We start from the raw sequence: 15,247 nt of genomic DNA, 5'->3' as shown, positions 1-15,247 counted from the left end.
TCTTCTAATAGTAAGACCTTTTATGACATCAATACTTACAAATTTTTTTGATAAAATTGAATTTTTCTATTTATGAGCACGCTATTAATTATTGGTTCTGTCTGGCCAGAGCCTAATTCTTCGGCAGCCGGCAGACGTATGATGCAGCTAATATCACTATTCCAATCCTGGGATTACGAGGTGACTTTTGCCTCATCAGCAGCTAAAACCGACTTTATGTCTGACCTACAAGCAAATGGTGTCGATTGCCGAGAGGTTGCCATCAACAGTTCAACTTTTGACGCTTTTGCTAAAGAACTTCAGCCGGAGGTGGTACTATTTGATCGGTTTATGGTTGAAGAACAGTTCGGCTGGCGGGTAGCCGAGGTATGCCCTAATGCAGTACGTATCCTGGATACCGAAGACCTCCACAGCCTGCGCAGATGTCGAAAGCAGGCCGTAAAAGAGGGTAGCATATTTCATAAAAAAGATTTGCTCGCAGCAGATGTAGCCAAGCGCGAAATTGCCAGCATCTACCGCTGTGATCTGTCGCTTATCATTTCGGAGTTCGAGATGGAGCTATTGCAGGAGGTATTTAAGGTTGATCATTCTCTTATCCAGTATCTTCCGTTTCTCTTAAAATCAGTTGAACAGTCCACATTACAGGAGAGGCCGTCCTATAAAGAGCGGGATCATTTTGTGATGATTGGTAATTTTCGTCATCCTCCAAACTGGGATGCCGTTACGTATCTGAGATCGGATATCTGGCCGTTGATTCGTCAAAAAATGCCTGATGCTGAGGTCCATATTTATGGGGCCTATCCCTCGCAAAAGGTTTGGGATATCCACAAACCGGAGGATGGCTTTTTTATTGAAGGTCGGGCCAATAATGCTGAAGAAGTGGTTGAGCAAGCACGGCTAAGTTTGGCACCACTGCGTTTTGGGGCAGGTCTTAAAGGTAAGCTGGTAGAGTCAATGCGCTGTGGTACGCCCAACGTAACAACGGATATTGGTGCTGAAGGACTCGCAGGAAATATGGAGTGGGCCGGAAGTATAGCCAACAAGGCTGAAGAATTTGCCGCAGAAGCGATTAGGCTGTATAAGGATCAAAGTGCTTGGGATAAAGCACAATGGCAAGGCATGCGGATCATAAATGAGCGTTTTGCAAACAAAGCATTTAAATCCAAGTTAGCTGATACCATAAACGAAATCCTAGAGAATTTAGATGATCACCGAAAACAAAATTTTATTGGAAGTATGCTCATGCACCATTCTATGGCCAGCACCCGGTACATGTCGAAATGGATTGAAGAAAAGAATCGGTCATAAAAAGTAGGTCGTCCCGTGATTTTTTTATATTAAAGCTTGTTGGATATCAAATTTGCTAAATAGATTATCCTATGGCGATACTTATTGCAGCCTTGGTCATTGGAATGTTAGCTCTCTTTTGGCTTTGGAAAGTACCCATTAGTGGTATGGTGACAGCGCTCAAAAAGGGAGGGAGCGGTACATTCGAAGCTTATACAATAATCGTATTGTTAGTCGGTGGATCAGCCGCTGTCATTTATATGGTTTGGGAAGTATTGTAGTAAGGTAATAAAGCTTGGTTACAAATAATTTATAATCAAAAAGAGGAAGCTATGATAAATGTCAAATGTTCAATTTTGGTACTTTTCTGGTTGCTGTGTTTTGTTGGAAATGGGGTAGCACAGGAATCTACTTCAGTGGTCGTACGTGCCCAAGCCAAAGATGCTAAATTCATTGGTTCGTCCATGGGGGGAGTAGCGATTGTAATCAGCGAAACAGAAACAGGAAAGATACTTGCTGAAGGTACAACAGAAGGCTCCACGGGAGATACCAACCGATTGGTGAGTAATCCCCAGCAGCGATACGGCGAGTTGCATACTGAGGACGCCGCAAAATTTGAAGCCCATCTAACGCTTAATGAACCTACTTTTGTTACCATTACAGCACGAGGACCATTGGCACAAAAACAGTCCGCTATAACAGCAAGTACTCAACTTTGGCTGATTCCCGGTAAAGATATTACGGGGGATGGCGTTGTTATGGAGATGCCCGGTTTTGCGATTGATATTTTACAACCCCAGGCACACGAACGAAATAGTAATGATACTATAACAATCACTGCCAACGTGGTTATGATGTGCGGTTGCCCGATTGAACCGGGTGGGTTATGGGACAGTAATGAAATGGAGTTCGTAGCCACCATTGCAAAGGGTGGGCAAGAAGTTAGCGAAATACCGATGGATTTTACGGGTAAAACGAGCACTTTTGAGGCTGAATATACTCCCCAAGAATCCGGAGCTTACCAGATAACGGTCCATGGATTTGATCCAAGAACCGGCAATACCGGGGTAGACCAAACAACCTTTATCAAGCAGTGATAGCTGGAGGTTAGAAGTTAGGGGTTGGATGCTGGAAGTGTTGAAATTAATTCTTGACTCGGTGATTCGGAATACCCAGCTTTTACCTGCAACCTGCAACCTGCAACCTGCAACCTGCAACCTGCTAATACCCTTCGGGATTTTCAGACTGCCAGCGCCAGGAATCGCGACACATATCCTCAAGGTTATGCTTAGCTTTCCAACCTAACTCTTCTTCGGCCTTGGAGGGGTCGGCGTAGCAACTGGCGATATCTCCGGGACGGCGCGCTGTAATTTGATAGGGCACATCCTGGCCAGAGGCTTTTTCAAATGCCTTTACTACGTCTAAAACGCTGTAGCCTTGCCCTGTTCCCAGGTTATAGGTTGCAACGCCCGGATTTTCTCTTAATTTATCAAGAGCTTTCAAGTGCCCAACAGCTAAGTCAACTACGTGGATATAATCACGTACGCCGGTACCGTCAGGGGTGGGGTAGTCATCGCCAAAGACCGATAGTTGTTCAAGTTTACCAACAGCCACTTGTGTTATGTAGGGCATCAAATTGTTGGGAATATCATTGGGGTCTTCTCCAATACGTCCGCTTTTGTGTGCCCCAACCGGATTGAAGTAACGTAAAAGGGCTATATTCCAATGGTCACTTGCTACATGTAAATCTCGCAAAATTTTTTCGATAAAAAGCTTCGTTCGTCCATAGGGATTCGTAGCAGAAAGCGGGAAATCTTCTTTGATGGGTACTTTATGCGGATCGCCATATACCGTCGCAGATGAGCTAAAAACCAAGTCAGTAACCCCATGCCTTTGCATCGCTTCACAAAGGTACAGGGTGCCCGTTATATTGTTGTGATAGTAGGAAAGAGGTTTGGAGACCGACTCACCAACGGCTTTATAGCCAGCAAAGTGGATAACTGAATCAATATCATGCTGAGCAAAAATTTTGTTTAGTGCTTCTCTTTCCAACAGGTCAGTGCGATAAAAGGTGACCGACTTGCCAGTAATATCTTCGACACGATCAAGGGCCTCTTCTTTGCTATTACTCAGGTTATCAATAACAATAACTTCATCGCCCTGATTGAGCAGTTCTAACACTGTATGGCTCCCGATGTACCCCGCTCCGCCTGTGACTAAAATCTTCATTTTTAACTAACTAAATTAAATTCAGATTAAGATTCTGTTGTATCTTGCCCTGTGAAATACGATTTAAGCCTGTTTTTTACAAACAGTTGAGCTTCAGTAAGCTATTTATACTCCTTGGATAAGGTATTCAGCTCTTCAAGAATAGCTGAGCAAATCGCGTCCATTGCCTGAACTGATTGTTCAAGCTTTTCTGTAGAGGCATTATCTTCAAGCATGGTGCGGGCTTTTGTATATTCATCAACGATCTCATCCGCTCCCATCATCTGTGCCCCCGGTTTAATTTTATGGCCGGCATTCCTGAGCTCTTTCATATTGCGATTCAGCAGATGAGTAGAAAAATTTTCGTTGAATTCACTAAAGGATGTAATGCCAGCTTCACAAAATTCAACAATATAGCTATCATCACCAAAGAGCATTTCCGATATTTTATCCGGATCAATATACTTATAGGACATAGGACAAGACCATAGTGAATTATCAATTAGGTTTTGAATTTATTCCTAATTTTGAGGGACTGTAGCGCCATGGGGAGCAGGTCGCCCGTCTTCTCCAAGATGTACAAAGACAATTTCGTCAATTTTAATAATAATGTCTTTTGTAAATTTATTTCTAACTTCGCAGCGAATAGTGATGGATGATTTCCCAAATTTAATAGTTTCCATCCCAATTTCAATAATATCACCCAACTCGGCTGAACTCACAAAGTTAATCTCTGTCATATACTTTGTGACTACATTTCCCTTATCTAATTGGCAAGTCACAAAGATAAAGGCCTCTTCATCAATCCAGCTCAAAACGGATCCTCCAAAAAGTGTACCGTTGGAATTAAGGTCTTCGGGCTTAATGAGCTTTCTGCTATAAAATCGCATAATAATCTTAAAGTTGAATTTTTATTCGCCCAAATTATAAGCATTTCTCAGGGATATTACCTACCCGAAAGTGATTCAAGTTGTATAGGACTGAAGCATCAGAAATGAGTTTATCAATGAATTGGTAATAGCTAGGTGATGTCTAAAATCTTAAAAGGGAAGGGGGCAATTCAAAGAGAACGTTAGGGGGGCGGGCACATCATCGAAAAGGGAAGTACCCCATGTATTTAGAATCGTTCTAATTGTATTTCCATCTGTTAATTACGTATTTAGCATTTGTTACGTGTTGTTTTGACAGTTACAGCCGAATCAACAGAAAATTACGACAAGTTCTGTTGCGCAAGGCCGCCTTTCTAAAGCATTCCTCAGGTAAGTTGTCATCAAACGGTAACATAGGGATACGATCTAACATAGATTGTTAACAAAACCTCGATAAGGGATAATTATATGTCTTATAGCAATATTTCTCGCAAAGATTTTTTACAAAAAACCTCAGGAGCTATGGCCGGTACCATGCTGGCTAATCCTGTGGGAGCATTAGGCAAAAAAGCATTTGGAACAGCAAAGAAACGAATTGCACTGGTAGGAACCGGTATCCGTGGAATTACATTCTGGGGCAAAACCGTACGAGAGCGATATGGAGATATCACAGAATTTGTTGGACTTTGTGATATCAACCCGGGCCGGCTTGAATATGGTAAGAATTATATTGGTGCCGACTGCCCCACTTTTACGGATTTTGATGAGATGATGGACCAAACCAACCCAGATATGCTCATTGTTACAACCGTAGATGCCACCCACCATCAGTTTATCATCAATGGACTTGAGCGTGGCGTGGATGTACTTACCGAGAAGCCGATGACGACTGATGAAGTGAAGTGTCAGGCTATCCTGGATGCAGAAGAAAAGTCAGAAGCTGATTTAATTGTGGGCTTTAATTACCGCTATAGTCCGCACCATACGAAGTTAAAAGAAATGCTTGTAAACCAACGAGTTGGAAAGATTACTTCAGTCGATTTCCATTGGTATTTAAATACCTATCACGGCGCTTCGTATTTTCGGCGATGGCACGGTATTGAGGCCAGCGGCGGTACGCTCTTAGTACACAAAGCCACCCACCACTTTGATCTGCTTAACTGGTGGCTCGATTCCGATCCTGTAGAGGTATATGCGGAAGGCGCTTTGGAACATTATGGCAGTAATAATGATTTCCGGGGCAATAAATGCCGAACCTGTCCTCACCAAAATGATTGTGATTTTTATTGGGACATCACCGATAATGATACCTACATGGATCTTTATGTGGCGAACGAAGAACATGATGGATACATTCGCGATAATTGCCTGTGGAGACATGAGATTAATATCTATGATAAGATGTCGGTACAAATAAAATATGCCAATGATGTGCAGGTTACCTATTCTCTAACTACCTACTCACCTTATGAGGGTATGGAAATTGCTTTTAATGGCTTTGATGGAAGGATTGATGCTTGGCATGGTATCCCCTGGAGGGAAACGGAGAAAGTAAATCAGGCTGAGCTGCATGCCCAGGAAATGTCGCAGCAAGAGCGTGAAGAAGCGGCTAATTACGAAGAGATCATGGTCATGGATAATTTTGCAGGTGAATATGATCATATAAAAGTACAGCAGGAAAGCGGCGGACATGGAGGTGGTGATGTGCGACTGCAGAACCAGATATTCCGTGATCCGGATATGGCTGATCCCCTGGAGCATTCCGCAGGTATCAGAGATGGAGCTATGTCGATTTTAATTGGTATTGCGGCCCGTAAAAGTATAAAAAGTGGGCAGCCTGTTCGAATAGAAGATCTTACTTCGTTTAAACCACATCCTACAAGAGATGCTTAATTTATTTTAGGTTATTGCTGTAACCTCTTGTCATATAGTGAATAATAAAAAGCCGATCCTTAATGGGGATCGGCTTTTAAATGAGAGTAGAATTACATTATTAAAAGTAGAATGTACCTGTCAGGGCCGTGGCCGTAAAAATTGAGTTATTGTCACTATCATCCAGCAGGAAGTTTAATTGTCCTTCCACGCCCAGGCTAAAGTGTTCATCAAGAAAATATTCACCTCCACCGGTCGCTCCGATAAGGAAGTCCGAATCGTCATCATCTACATCGCTATCATAAGAAGTATTCTGTAAAATTCCTTGCACACCGATGTAAGTAGCAAAATCGTTGCCCAGCGATTGGTAGAAACGGGGATTAATTCCAAGATTGATAGACGTAAAGTTATCATCCTGGTGGGTGAGACCAACAAGGGGAGCGATTACGATATCCTCAGAAACCCAAATGGGGACTTTAATATTTGTTTGACTACTCTGCACTGAAGCAGATAAGCCTACAGTACCTTCATCTGGTCTGCTTTGGGCAAACGATGATGTTGTAGCTAAAAATAAGACGGCAATTAACACTAATCGTTTCGTAGCATTCTTCATAATAACTTCGTTTGGTTAATGATTTACGAAGTCTTTATAGCCAAGAATGTAAGCTGTGTTCCACACTACGATTGTTGAAGTGCCTGGCGACATTCCTGCAAATCTTTCTTTGCAGGCTGATAGGAGGGTTCAATTGTAAGGCATTGCTCAAAATAGGAAATGGCTTTTTCGTACTGTGCGAGATGCTTGAGCATATAGCCAATATTGTTGTAGGCCTCGTAAAAATCCGGATTCAGTTCGATCGCTTTTTTGTAGCACCGTCCCGCTTCTACCGTGTTATTGTGGCGCAGATGGTGGTTGCCAAGGTTAAAGTAGCCCATGGCCTCGTCTGGTCTTATCTTGGTGATATATTCAAACAACTCGCGCGCCCGATCGGGCTCTTCAGCGAGTTCATAAATATCAGCCAGGTTATTGAGAGCCGGAACGTAATCCGGTTGGATGTCAAGAGCATCTAAATAATGATTGACGGCGGCATCAATTTGCTGGAGTTCAAAAAAGGTATTAGCAAGGTTGAAATGGGTTCTAACGTCTTGAGAGTTCTGGCTCAATGACTTCTGATACGCCTGAACAGCCTTATCGTATTCGCCCAACATGTGGTAACCAATGCCCAGCTCATTAAGTAGAGCAGCATTTTGGGGTGTTTCCTCAAGTTCTTCCTTTATTTCGTCTATTTGTTGTTTGATCTGTTCCATAGGGAGGGAAAATATGAAAAGATCTCTTCTTTCTCATAGCATAAACTAAGATTGCCGGCCGACAAACTGAAAATAGGTCCACAGTCCGCCATAGGCTTTTTTTAGTTCAATATCGGAAGGCGAAAAATATTTCTTAAAGAGCGAAAACAGTTGCTCGCTAAAATCAACATGGTTCATTTCCATCCATTTGCAAAACCAGTTAAAGGGACTGGTGTGGAAGTCAACGGCTGCGATGTATCCCTGGGGCTTTAGATCCTTACAAATTTGTTCGAAAACGTCTTCAATGTTGTCGTCAAACATGGTCAGTGAATAGGATACGAGGATTAAGTCAAATGAATCGTAATTGAAGCTTTGTTTGCCATATTGACCAAGTTTTAATTCTATATCTTTTGTAGATCCTAATCGCTTTTTAGCTTTTTGCAGCATATCCGGCGACAGGTCAATGCCCACGATACTGGCATCAGGAAAATGGTAGCTGAGGCGTTCCATATTTTTGCCTGTGCCGCATCCAATTTCAAGGATATGCGGTTGGGAGGGCAGGTCGGGAATTTTGTCGAGCAGGTTTTCCCGGCCAAAAAGAAAACTCCAGCGTGTGGCATCATAAATCTGAGCATGAAGCTGATAATATGCTTCAACCTTCTGGCTTTGCTGAGAAGAAGTAGAGGTGGTATGAGAGGATGAAGATTTTGTCATTGGACAATACCTAAGTGCGTACTTTCGTAGGTGCCTACTCGATCTTGAGGATGCAGTTTAGAAGATAGTTCTTCTTTGAAGGATATATGTTTTTTAACAAAGGGAGGTAAAAAGTCGGCAGAGGGGCTCGCAGAACGGAATAAAATACGAGTACCAGGGGATGAATTGTTCAATATATGGTGCCAGCCTTCTGCAAGCAGATCTGGTTTAGCATCGGCCATCCAGTCTTGGTGGTCAAGCAATATAAAATGGGAATACGTATCCGGATGATGCTTTAAGAATTGAATTAGGGAAGAGGTGTGGGTATGGATACGATCGACTCTTGGCTGCAAATATTTAAAGTTCTGGCTGCTTAAATAATTGGGACAACAATCAGGGGCATAGGAGCCTGTCAGATAAACCCTCCAAAAATAGTTGTCGTGGATGGGTAGTTGTGTAAAGACCCGCTGAATGGATTGGCGAATGAAATTGAAAATGCCATCATATTCTTGCTCAATCATTTTACGCTGTACGGCCGGCACTCCCAGCATGCTCATCGTAGCATTTCGACTTATAAGCCATTTATGAAAGCCATTCCACAGAAGCGGCTCTATCTCGAAAAAGTAATAAGCCTGCTCTTTAGTTGACTGAGCGTTAAGGAGTTGCAATACATTGTTATATAGTCCTTTTCGTTGTATTCTATTGCGAACCATAAGGGCAATTTTGCCAGAGGTCCCCTTGTAATAGAAGCTGGGCTCGGTAGGAGAGGGCGTAAAATAGCTTATGTGGCTATCCCAATACTCTTGAGCGGCTGTAGGTAAAAGTGGTCGTATGTTCCGCTGATAAACGACTTCAGCACCCGTTTTTTGTCCTTCGCCGAAGAAATCCCATAGCAAAGAGTAGTTGCCATTTGTAAACAGTGCTTTTTTAAGCTCAAGCAGATAGTTTTGAGCAGGATTGACATCCACACAGTGAATGTGGCGCGGGGAATCCAGCAGGTAATCCAGCGCATTGCACCCTGCACTGGTTAGCATAACTACATTGCTTTCTTTATTAAGTTGCAACATCTTACGATCCAGTCGCGGATCTTCCCAGCAGGTGTTATAGACTAAGTTATTGGATACGACTGAGTTAAACAGCCGATCCTGTAAATTTTCTACTATCTTTGAGAGCGTAATCATAGAATCGAAAATCTATAAAACAGATGTGTATTCTATATGAATGAATTGTAAACTTTCTGTAAAGAAGGAGCTCATCTGATTGGATTCATCTTATGCTTTCAACTTAGACGCCCGCTTGGCAATATAAATTAATGCGATAAATTTGGTCGTGTAATCCCCAATGAAATTTGTATCTTTGAACATATTCAATGAAACTAAAGAAATTTCCTTATGGCATCTGATAGCAAGAACCGCGCGGGAATCCCCGGGAATCAGGTTGAAAAGTACGAACATTTAATCAAGCGTTTGCAGCAAGAACGTAAAGCGTTGCAAGAGATTATAGATCGAGACTATCGAGAAGCCCGTCGTTATGTGCGGTCCCATCCAGAACAGGGAGTATCCATAGCTTTTATCAGTGGTATTGCAGTTGGATATGTTTTGGGTAAGTTAGGTCGGTAAATTATTCAGAATCCTAACTTTGTCAGGTTCCATCCATATAATTAAAACGAAATTAAAGAGGAAGCACCGTGAGTATTACAGCTATTAACAGCGACCATTTGAATGAATTATTTGAGCGTGTAGATGCGCTCAGGGGGTATCTTTGACTATGAACAGCGAAAAGTTCGAATTATAGAGCTACAAGAACAGACGCAAGATCCTAATTTTTGGGATGATCCCGATGAGGCTCGCCGGATAATGAAAAAACTCGACCATGAAAAGAACATGGTTGCCGAATGGGATAAGCTCAACGACCTTCGGGACAGTATTCAGGTGTACCAGGAATTTATGGAGGAAGGGGAAGACGTTGAAGCCGAACTAAGGGGCGAAATACGGCAGCTTGAGGCTAAGCTGGAAGCCCTTGAACTCAAAAATATGCTCCGTGGTGAAGATGATCACCGGGACGCTATTATGACCTTCAATCCCGGGGCCGGTGGAACGGAAAGCCAGGATTGGGCAGAAATGCTGTACCGGATGTATACCCAATGGGCAAAGAAAAATAATTTTGAGCTGTCTAACATTGAATATCAGCAAGGTGATGTTGCTGGGCTCAAAAGTGCCACGGTGGAAGTTAGTGGTGAGTTTGCGTATGGCTTTTTAAAGGCGGAAAGTGGTGTACACCGACTGGTGCGCATTTCGCCTTTCGACAGCAACTCACGCCGGCATACTTCTTTTTGTTCGGTTTTTGTATCGCCCGTCATCGACGATAGTATCGAAATTGCTGTAAATGAAAGCGATGTTGAGCTGCAGCGGTTTCACTCCAGTGGGGCCGGCGGGCAGAACGTGAATAATGTTGAGACGGGGGTTCGCCTGATTTGGGAAGGCGAGCTTTCCGACGGTTCTACCGAGCGGGTTGTTGCAGAATGTCAACAGGAGCGTTCTCAGCTGCAAAATCGTGAAAAAGCGATGGTGCTATTGAAATCTAAAGTCTATGAGCTCGAAAAGCAGATCAAGGAACGTGAAAAGCAGAAGCTGGAGGATTCCAAAAGTAAAATTGAGTGGGGATCACAGATCCGGTCTTATGTTTTTCATCCCTATAATATGGTCAAAGACCACCGCACGGATTATGAGACCTCGGATGTTGATGGCGTAATGGATGGTGAAATAGAGGAGTTTATCAACCAGTATTTACTTTCCATTTCAGCTACAGATAAAACGGAATAATGATCATTGTTGGAATTACCGGGGGAATAGGCAGCGGTAAAAGTACCGTCTGCGAAGTCTGGAGAGATCTGGGGGCCTATGTGCTCAACGCAGATAAGCTGGCCAAAGAGCTTATGATCTCTAATGAAGAGATAAAAGCAGAGCTCATTGAAACTTTTGGGAAGCTATCTTATACAAAAGATGGCCAGTTGAATCGAGACTATCTGGCCCGGGAGGCTTTCCAAAAGGGACGAGTGGATGAGCTTAATGCTATTGTCCACCCCCGCATGCCGGAAGCCATGAAAGCTAAAATGGAGCAGGCCGCCCGGAATGGATATAACATTGGTGTTTATGAGGCGGCATTGCTGCTCGAAAGTAACCATCTGGATGAACTGGATCTCTTGGTTTTGGTCTTAGCCGATCAGGAAAGGCGCCTGCAATGGGTGAGTGAGCGTGATGAAACCAGTCCACAAAAAGTGTTGGACCGTATAGAGGCCCAACGGAATTTTTCTGAGGCTACGGATAACGTGGATATCGTAATATACAATGACGGCAGCCTCGAAGAGCTCAGGGAAAAAGCAAGGAACGTTTTTTTAAAACATTTTCAGTCCGGCGATTAGAATACACTAATCGATTGGAAAAAAGATCCACGAAAAGATAAATTTTTAAAACACACATAATGAAAGGGATTATCTATGGTAGATCGTAAAACTAATCGCGTTATTACCCTGGAGGAATACATAATCCAGGCTCAAAATAAATTTCCCGGGGCTACCGGAGAGCTGTCACAGTTATTGCGAGACATCGGATTAGCGGCGAAAATTATATCAAGAGAGGTCAACAAAGCGGGTATTACCAATATTTTAGGTGAGGATGGAAGTACCAATGTGCACGGCGAATCCGTCAAAAAGCTCGACCTCTTTGCCGACCGGCAGTTGATTTCTGCTCTCAATCGATCCGAAATAACGTGTATGGTTATTTCCGAAGAGAATGATGGCATCGTAGAGCTGGACAATGATGGCGGAAAGTATATTGTTTATCTCGATCCATTGGATGGGTCCTCAAACATTGATGTCAATGTATCCATTGGGAGTATTTTTTCTATCTACATGCGTAAAAAGCCGGGTTCTGATGAGCTCTCCGAAGATGATGCCCTGCAGCCGGGCGTTAAGCAAGTGGCAGCCGGCTATGTTTTGTATGGATCCAGTACGCTCATGGCCTACACGACCGGACTTGGTGTTTCTTTATTTACGCTTGATCCCAGTATTGGGGAATTTATACTTTCAGATACGGATGTAAAAATACCCGACCACGGAACCATTTACAGCGTCAATGAAGGGAGTTACCATTCCTGGGATAAGGGATTAAAGCAATATGTAAAATATTGCCAGGTCGAAGATCCCGCCACCAAGCGGCCGTATAAGGCCCGTTATATTGGTTCGATGGTGGCAGATGTACACCGCACCTTAATTACCGGCGGCATTTTTATCTATCCCAATAGCAGTCAATATCCGAATGGCAAATTACGGCTGATGTATGAGTGCAACCCGCTGAGTTTCCTGATTGAGCAGGCCGGCGGAATGGCCATTGATTGTGAGGGTAGAATTATGGAAATTAATCCGGAATCAATCCACCAGCGTACCCCGATTTTTATCGGATCGAAACAGAACGTATTGAAGGTTAAGGAATTTCTGGATGAATATGCCCCCGAATCGATTAACTCCTAATATAAAGCAATGACCATGGATTATACCCGACGGAATTTTTTGCAAGCCATTACCACCGCAACGATTGGAGCTACAGGGGCTACAATTTGGCCTTCTGGATCTTGGAAAGATGATGCGGCAGGTTCCCAAAAGTTTGATATCATCGAAGAGAATGCCACCATTCTTTTTCAAGGAGATTCAATTACAGATGCCGGCCGGGATAAGGAAAACCATGGAGCCAACCAGGGGCTGGGTGGTGGATACGCTTTTTTGGCTACGGCCCAGCTTCGTCATACGCTGGCAGCCCGCAGCATTTCATGCTATAATCGCGGAATCAGCGGTAATAAAGTTTTTCAGCTGGCCGACCGCTGGCAGGAAGAGGCCTTAGCGCTTAAGCCGGATGTGTTAAGTATTTTGATTGGCGTTAATGACTTTTGGCATACGCTTAACGATTATGACGGCACAGTTGAGGTCTATGAACAAGATCTCAGAGCGCTGCTTACCCGTACTAAAGAGCAGCTGCCGGATGTCACCCTGGTGATCGGCGAACCTTTCGTGGTTTTGGAAGGATCTGCCGTTAGTGAAGAGGAGTGGATGCCTGATTTCAAAGATTACCAACAGGTGGCGAAGGAGATTGCCCGGGATTTTGAAGCCGGCTTCATACCTTATCAATCGATTTTTGATGAAGCTTCCAAAGAGGTAGAACCCACCTATTGGACGGGCGACGGCGTGCACCCGTCACTGGCTGGATCGCAGCTGATGGCCGAGGCATGGCTACAGACCGTAAATAAGATGTGACTTCTTGGTTATTTGTTAGCTGTTCCCGCGTTATGTGTTTTTTTTAACAAGGTTTATGGCATATTATGATCCTAAAAGCGGCCTTCTCATCCGAATTCTGGGGTTGAAGTCGGATGAGTGAAGGGGCCCTTGATTTATTCACCGGACGACAAACCCAGTCGCCCGATGAGAGATCATATCCTTGTTTTATATGTTTATTCAACCGCACAACGCGTTTACTTGTTATTCGTTAATCCAATTCTTTTCAGTTTAGATGTTTGAAGTAGAGACCAAGAAATTTACCGTTGTGAATGAATTCTGCACCTGAATAAAAAAGCGGGAGCAGAGCTCCCTCAAAATGATAGGTTCTAAACTATCATCGGATGACTGGGGTTGTCATCCGATGAATGAGCCCAGTCACAAGATTTGAGTTGATTGTGCCTAAAACTGCCCTAAATGAGCTGCTTGTGATCTTGCAAGAGAAAAAGATCTCTTTTTCAGATAACCTTATCTGGATACATTATCAGGAAGTCATCATTCCTGATAATATACGCCCAATGTGCCCTCACAATAAATAACTGGACAAACCCCGATATTATATGGAAGTTGTGCTGAAACGGGATTCCGCTTAATTATATGTTAGCCGTACTCATCAAATCAAAATTATGAAACTGATATTATCTGATGGAATTTGAAAAGGGAGAACTTGAGGAACTTTTAGAAGCAAACAGCTCTGACCGAAAGCTTCATGGTAAATTGAAGATTGGACAAAGATATATGCTTCACTGTTCAAACTGTTTTAATCCTAATAACTTTTCTATAGAAGATGAAGAAAATCTTCTCATAAGATTTGAAGAAGTATTTTATGCTATACAAAATATAGTTGAAGTTTTTAGCCTAAAATTATTTGAAAAAATAGCTGAGATAGAATCGGAACTTAACCTTTCTCAAAATGTAGTAAAACTTGGAATGATTGATGGAAGATTGCGAAGACCTCCAAGAGGAACATTCTCAAAATTACTTTTAAGCCCTTCTCATAAAATTGAAATTCCTGAAAAAGGCACAGTTCCTCTCACGAAACAATTATTGTTAGAAATTCAAACAGCTTTAGCTAGAATTGGGGGGTTATGTGCTGCAGCATCAAGAGAAGCTAAAGAGTGGTGGTATTCAGATGAAGACGTTTTTGTCGTAGAAGACTACTATGATCCACGAAACGTTTCAAAAAAGTATTTAAAAAGACTCATCGATGATATAAAAGAGTCATTGCATGAAGATCCAAATATTCCTGAAAAAGTCATTAAAAAACTACACAGTGAGTTAGACGATGTAACTAGAGAATTAGATAAAGGAAAGCCTTCCTGGAATAAAATTGTTTCAAAAGTTTCTCAAACAGTTTTGGTTTTGGCAGCCGTAGTTACAATTGCTGCCAACTTAGATGATGCATATGAAAATGCCGTCAAAGCATTTAACTATATTTCTCAGCAATCAATAACAGTTCCTCGAGTCCAACAAAGTAACATCAAGGATATTCCAAAACTTTCAGGTATAAAGGAAGAGCAAGAAAACGAAGATGAAAAAGGTGGTGATAGATCTAACTCCAATGGCTCAAACTAAGAAGTACGGCTAACCCGCGCATACCCTTAGCTAAGAGTCAAATAAAAGTGTTAAAAAGGGTAACTAAGATGCACCTTTTCCACAAATGGAGGGATTCCATTTAAAAAAATCCCGATAAAGAGGTGGTTTTAGGCAA

The 15,247-nt window shown here is 42.7% G+C and carries 17 protein-coding genes; 10 read left to right on the top strand and 7 right to left on the bottom strand.

Features of this window, described 5'->3' with window-relative positions; translation table 11 throughout:
* Positions 1 to 72: 72 nt before the first annotated feature.
* The 3 genes from J6I44_RS19590 to J6I44_RS19580 all read left to right on the top strand — a co-directional run bounded on the left by J6I44_RS19590 (position 73) and on the right by J6I44_RS19580 (position 2,384).
* On the top strand, positions 73 to 1,308 hold the full coding sequence (locus tag J6I44_RS19590) for a glycosyltransferase (protein WP_265767957.1): 1,236 nt from the start codon (positions 73 to 75) through the stop codon (positions 1,306 to 1,308).
* A 71-nt stretch (positions 1,309 to 1,379) separates the two neighbouring features.
* Positions 1,380 to 1,568: a hypothetical protein gene (locus J6I44_RS19585; protein ID WP_265767956.1), complete on the top strand. Its 189-nt coding sequence runs from the start codon at positions 1,380 to 1,382 to the stop codon at positions 1,566 to 1,568.
* A 51-nt stretch (positions 1,569 to 1,619) separates the two neighbouring features.
* Positions 1,620 to 2,384 (top strand): hypothetical protein, encoded by a 765-nt coding sequence (locus J6I44_RS19580; protein ID WP_265767955.1) that lies wholly within the window; start codon positions 1,620 to 1,622, stop codon positions 2,382 to 2,384.
* A 124-nt stretch (positions 2,385 to 2,508) separates the two neighbouring features.
* Here the strand turns inward: J6I44_RS19580 and galE are convergent, their stop codons facing one another.
* The 3 genes from galE to J6I44_RS19565 all read right to left on the bottom strand — a co-directional run bounded on the left by galE (position 2,509) and on the right by J6I44_RS19565 (position 4,385).
* The gene (galE, locus tag J6I44_RS19575; RefSeq protein WP_265767954.1) at positions 2,509 to 3,516 is read right to left on the bottom strand and encodes a UDP-glucose 4-epimerase GalE; all 1,008 of its coding nucleotides are present in this window, start codon (positions 3,514 to 3,516) and stop codon (positions 2,509 to 2,511) included.
* 101 nt (positions 3,517 to 3,617) lie between these two features.
* On the bottom strand, positions 3,618 to 3,971 hold the full coding sequence (locus J6I44_RS19570; protein ID WP_265767953.1) for a taurine dioxygenase: 354 nt from the start codon (positions 3,969 to 3,971) through the stop codon (positions 3,618 to 3,620).
* 45 nt (positions 3,972 to 4,016) lie between these two features.
* Positions 4,017 to 4,385, bottom strand: coding sequence for an acyl-CoA thioesterase (locus tag J6I44_RS19565; protein ID WP_265767952.1), 369 nt, complete (start codon positions 4,383 to 4,385; stop codon positions 4,017 to 4,019).
* Positions 4,386 to 4,832: 447 nt separating this feature from the next.
* On the opposite strand from J6I44_RS19565, the gene J6I44_RS19560 reads away from it, so the two are divergent.
* Entirely contained in the window at positions 4,833 to 6,257 is a 1,425-nt protein-coding gene (locus tag J6I44_RS19560) for a Gfo/Idh/MocA family oxidoreductase (RefSeq protein WP_265767951.1), read from the top strand.
* A gap of 100 nt (positions 6,258 to 6,357) precedes the next feature.
* Here J6I44_RS19560 and J6I44_RS19555 read toward each other — a convergent pair whose 3' ends face one another.
* The 4 genes from J6I44_RS19555 to J6I44_RS19540 all read right to left on the bottom strand — a co-directional run bounded on the left by J6I44_RS19555 (position 6,358) and on the right by J6I44_RS19540 (position 9,394).
* On the bottom strand, positions 6,358 to 6,849 hold the full coding sequence (locus tag J6I44_RS19555) for a hypothetical protein (protein WP_265767950.1): 492 nt from the start codon (positions 6,847 to 6,849) through the stop codon (positions 6,358 to 6,360).
* Positions 6,850 to 6,914: 65 nt separating this feature from the next.
* Positions 6,915 to 7,541 carry a tetratricopeptide repeat protein gene (locus J6I44_RS19550; RefSeq protein WP_265767948.1) on the bottom strand — a complete coding sequence of 209 codons (627 nt, stop codon included), beginning with the start codon at positions 7,539 to 7,541 and terminating at the stop codon, positions 6,915 to 6,917.
* Between the two features lie 45 nt (positions 7,542 to 7,586).
* The gene (locus J6I44_RS19545) at positions 7,587 to 8,234 is read right to left on the bottom strand and encodes a class I SAM-dependent methyltransferase (protein ID WP_265767946.1); all 648 of its coding nucleotides are present in this window, start codon (positions 8,232 to 8,234) and stop codon (positions 7,587 to 7,589) included.
* Positions 8,231 to 9,394 (bottom strand): BtaA family protein, encoded by a 1,164-nt coding sequence (locus tag J6I44_RS19540; protein ID WP_265767944.1) that lies wholly within the window; start codon positions 9,392 to 9,394, stop codon positions 8,231 to 8,233. The genes J6I44_RS19545 and J6I44_RS19540 overlap by 4 nt, the downstream gene beginning before the upstream one ends.
* A gap of 210 nt (positions 9,395 to 9,604) precedes the next feature.
* On the opposite strand from J6I44_RS19540, the gene J6I44_RS19535 reads away from it, so the two are divergent.
* From J6I44_RS19535 to J6I44_RS19510, 6 genes are all read left to right on the top strand, one after another.
* Positions 9,605 to 9,832, top strand: a complete 228-nt coding sequence (locus J6I44_RS19535; protein ID WP_265767943.1) for a hypothetical protein — start codon at positions 9,605 to 9,607, stop codon at positions 9,830 to 9,832.
* 83 nt (positions 9,833 to 9,915) lie between these two features.
* A protein-coding gene (prfB, locus tag J6I44_RS19530; RefSeq protein ID WP_265767982.1) for a peptide chain release factor 2 occupies positions 9,916 to 11,035 on the top strand; the annotation gives its coding sequence in 2 pieces (ribosomal slippage) (positions 9,916 to 9,975 and positions 9,977 to 11,035; 1,119 coding nt in all).
* Positions 11,035 to 11,634 carry a dephospho-CoA kinase gene (gene coaE / locus J6I44_RS19525; protein ID WP_265767942.1) on the top strand — a complete coding sequence of 200 codons (600 nt, stop codon included), beginning with the start codon at positions 11,035 to 11,037 and terminating at the stop codon, positions 11,632 to 11,634. Before prfB ends, coaE begins: the two co-directional genes overlap by 1 nt.
* A gap of 75 nt (positions 11,635 to 11,709) precedes the next feature.
* Positions 11,710 to 12,741, top strand: a complete 1,032-nt coding sequence (gene fbp, locus J6I44_RS19520; RefSeq protein WP_265767941.1) for a class 1 fructose-bisphosphatase — start codon at positions 11,710 to 11,712, stop codon at positions 12,739 to 12,741.
* A 15-nt stretch (positions 12,742 to 12,756) separates the two neighbouring features.
* Positions 12,757 to 13,518, top strand: coding sequence for an SGNH/GDSL hydrolase family protein (locus tag J6I44_RS19515; protein ID WP_265767940.1), 762 nt, complete (start codon positions 12,757 to 12,759; stop codon positions 13,516 to 13,518).
* 663 nt (positions 13,519 to 14,181) lie between these two features.
* Complete coding sequence (locus J6I44_RS19510) at positions 14,182 to 15,111, top strand: hypothetical protein (protein WP_265767939.1); 930 nt, start codon at positions 14,182 to 14,184, stop codon at positions 15,109 to 15,111.
* Positions 15,112 to 15,247 lie beyond the last annotated feature (136 nt).

Origin of the sequence: Fodinibius salsisoli, assembly GCF_026229185.1 — a bacterium.
Taxonomy (GTDB): domain Bacteria; phylum Bacteroidota; class Rhodothermia; order Balneolales; family Balneolaceae; genus Fodinibius; species Fodinibius salsisoli.
The sequence above is the reverse complement of the archived record's forward strand: the minus strand, read 5'-3'. Positions and strand labels throughout refer to the sequence as shown.

Coding starts and splice junctions, on each gene's coding strand:
- J6I44_RS19585 (WP_265767956.1), top strand. CDS start 1,380: ATGGCGATACTTATTGCAGCCTTGGTCATTGGAATGTTAGCTCTCTTT.
- fbp (WP_265767941.1), top strand. CDS start 11,710: ATGGTAGATCGTAAAACTAATCGCGTTATTACCCTGGAGGAATACATA.
- galE (WP_265767954.1), bottom strand. CDS start 3,516: ATGAAGATTTTAGTCACAGGCGGAGCGGGGTACATCGGGAGCCATACA.
- coaE (WP_265767942.1), top strand. CDS start 11,035: ATGATCATTGTTGGAATTACCGGGGGAATAGGCAGCGGTAAAAGTACC.
- J6I44_RS19550 (WP_265767948.1), bottom strand. CDS start 7,541: ATGGAACAGATCAAACAACAAATAGACGAAATAAAGGAAGAACTTGAG.
- J6I44_RS19540 (WP_265767944.1), bottom strand. CDS start 9,394: ATGATTACGCTCTCAAAGATAGTAGAAAATTTACAGGATCGGCTGTTT.
- J6I44_RS19565 (WP_265767952.1), bottom strand. CDS start 4,385: ATGCGATTTTATAGCAGAAAGCTCATTAAGCCCGAAGACCTTAATTCC.
- J6I44_RS19510 (WP_265767939.1), top strand. CDS start 14,182: ATGGAATTTGAAAAGGGAGAACTTGAGGAACTTTTAGAAGCAAACAGC.
- J6I44_RS19560 (WP_265767951.1), top strand. CDS start 4,833: ATGTCTTATAGCAATATTTCTCGCAAAGATTTTTTACAAAAAACCTCA.
- J6I44_RS19580 (WP_265767955.1), top strand. CDS start 1,620: ATGATAAATGTCAAATGTTCAATTTTGGTACTTTTCTGGTTGCTGTGT.
- J6I44_RS19555 (WP_265767950.1), bottom strand. CDS start 6,849: ATGAAGAATGCTACGAAACGATTAGTGTTAATTGCCGTCTTATTTTTA.
- J6I44_RS19535 (WP_265767943.1), top strand. CDS start 9,605: ATGGCATCTGATAGCAAGAACCGCGCGGGAATCCCCGGGAATCAGGTT.
- J6I44_RS19515 (WP_265767940.1), top strand. CDS start 12,757: ATGGATTATACCCGACGGAATTTTTTGCAAGCCATTACCACCGCAACG.
- J6I44_RS19545 (WP_265767946.1), bottom strand. CDS start 8,234: ATGACAAAATCTTCATCCTCTCATACCACCTCTACTTCTTCTCAGCAA.
- J6I44_RS19590 (WP_265767957.1), top strand. CDS start 73: ATGAGCACGCTATTAATTATTGGTTCTGTCTGGCCAGAGCCTAATTCT.
- J6I44_RS19570 (WP_265767953.1), bottom strand. CDS start 3,971: ATGTCCTATAAGTATATTGATCCGGATAAAATATCGGAAATGCTCTTT.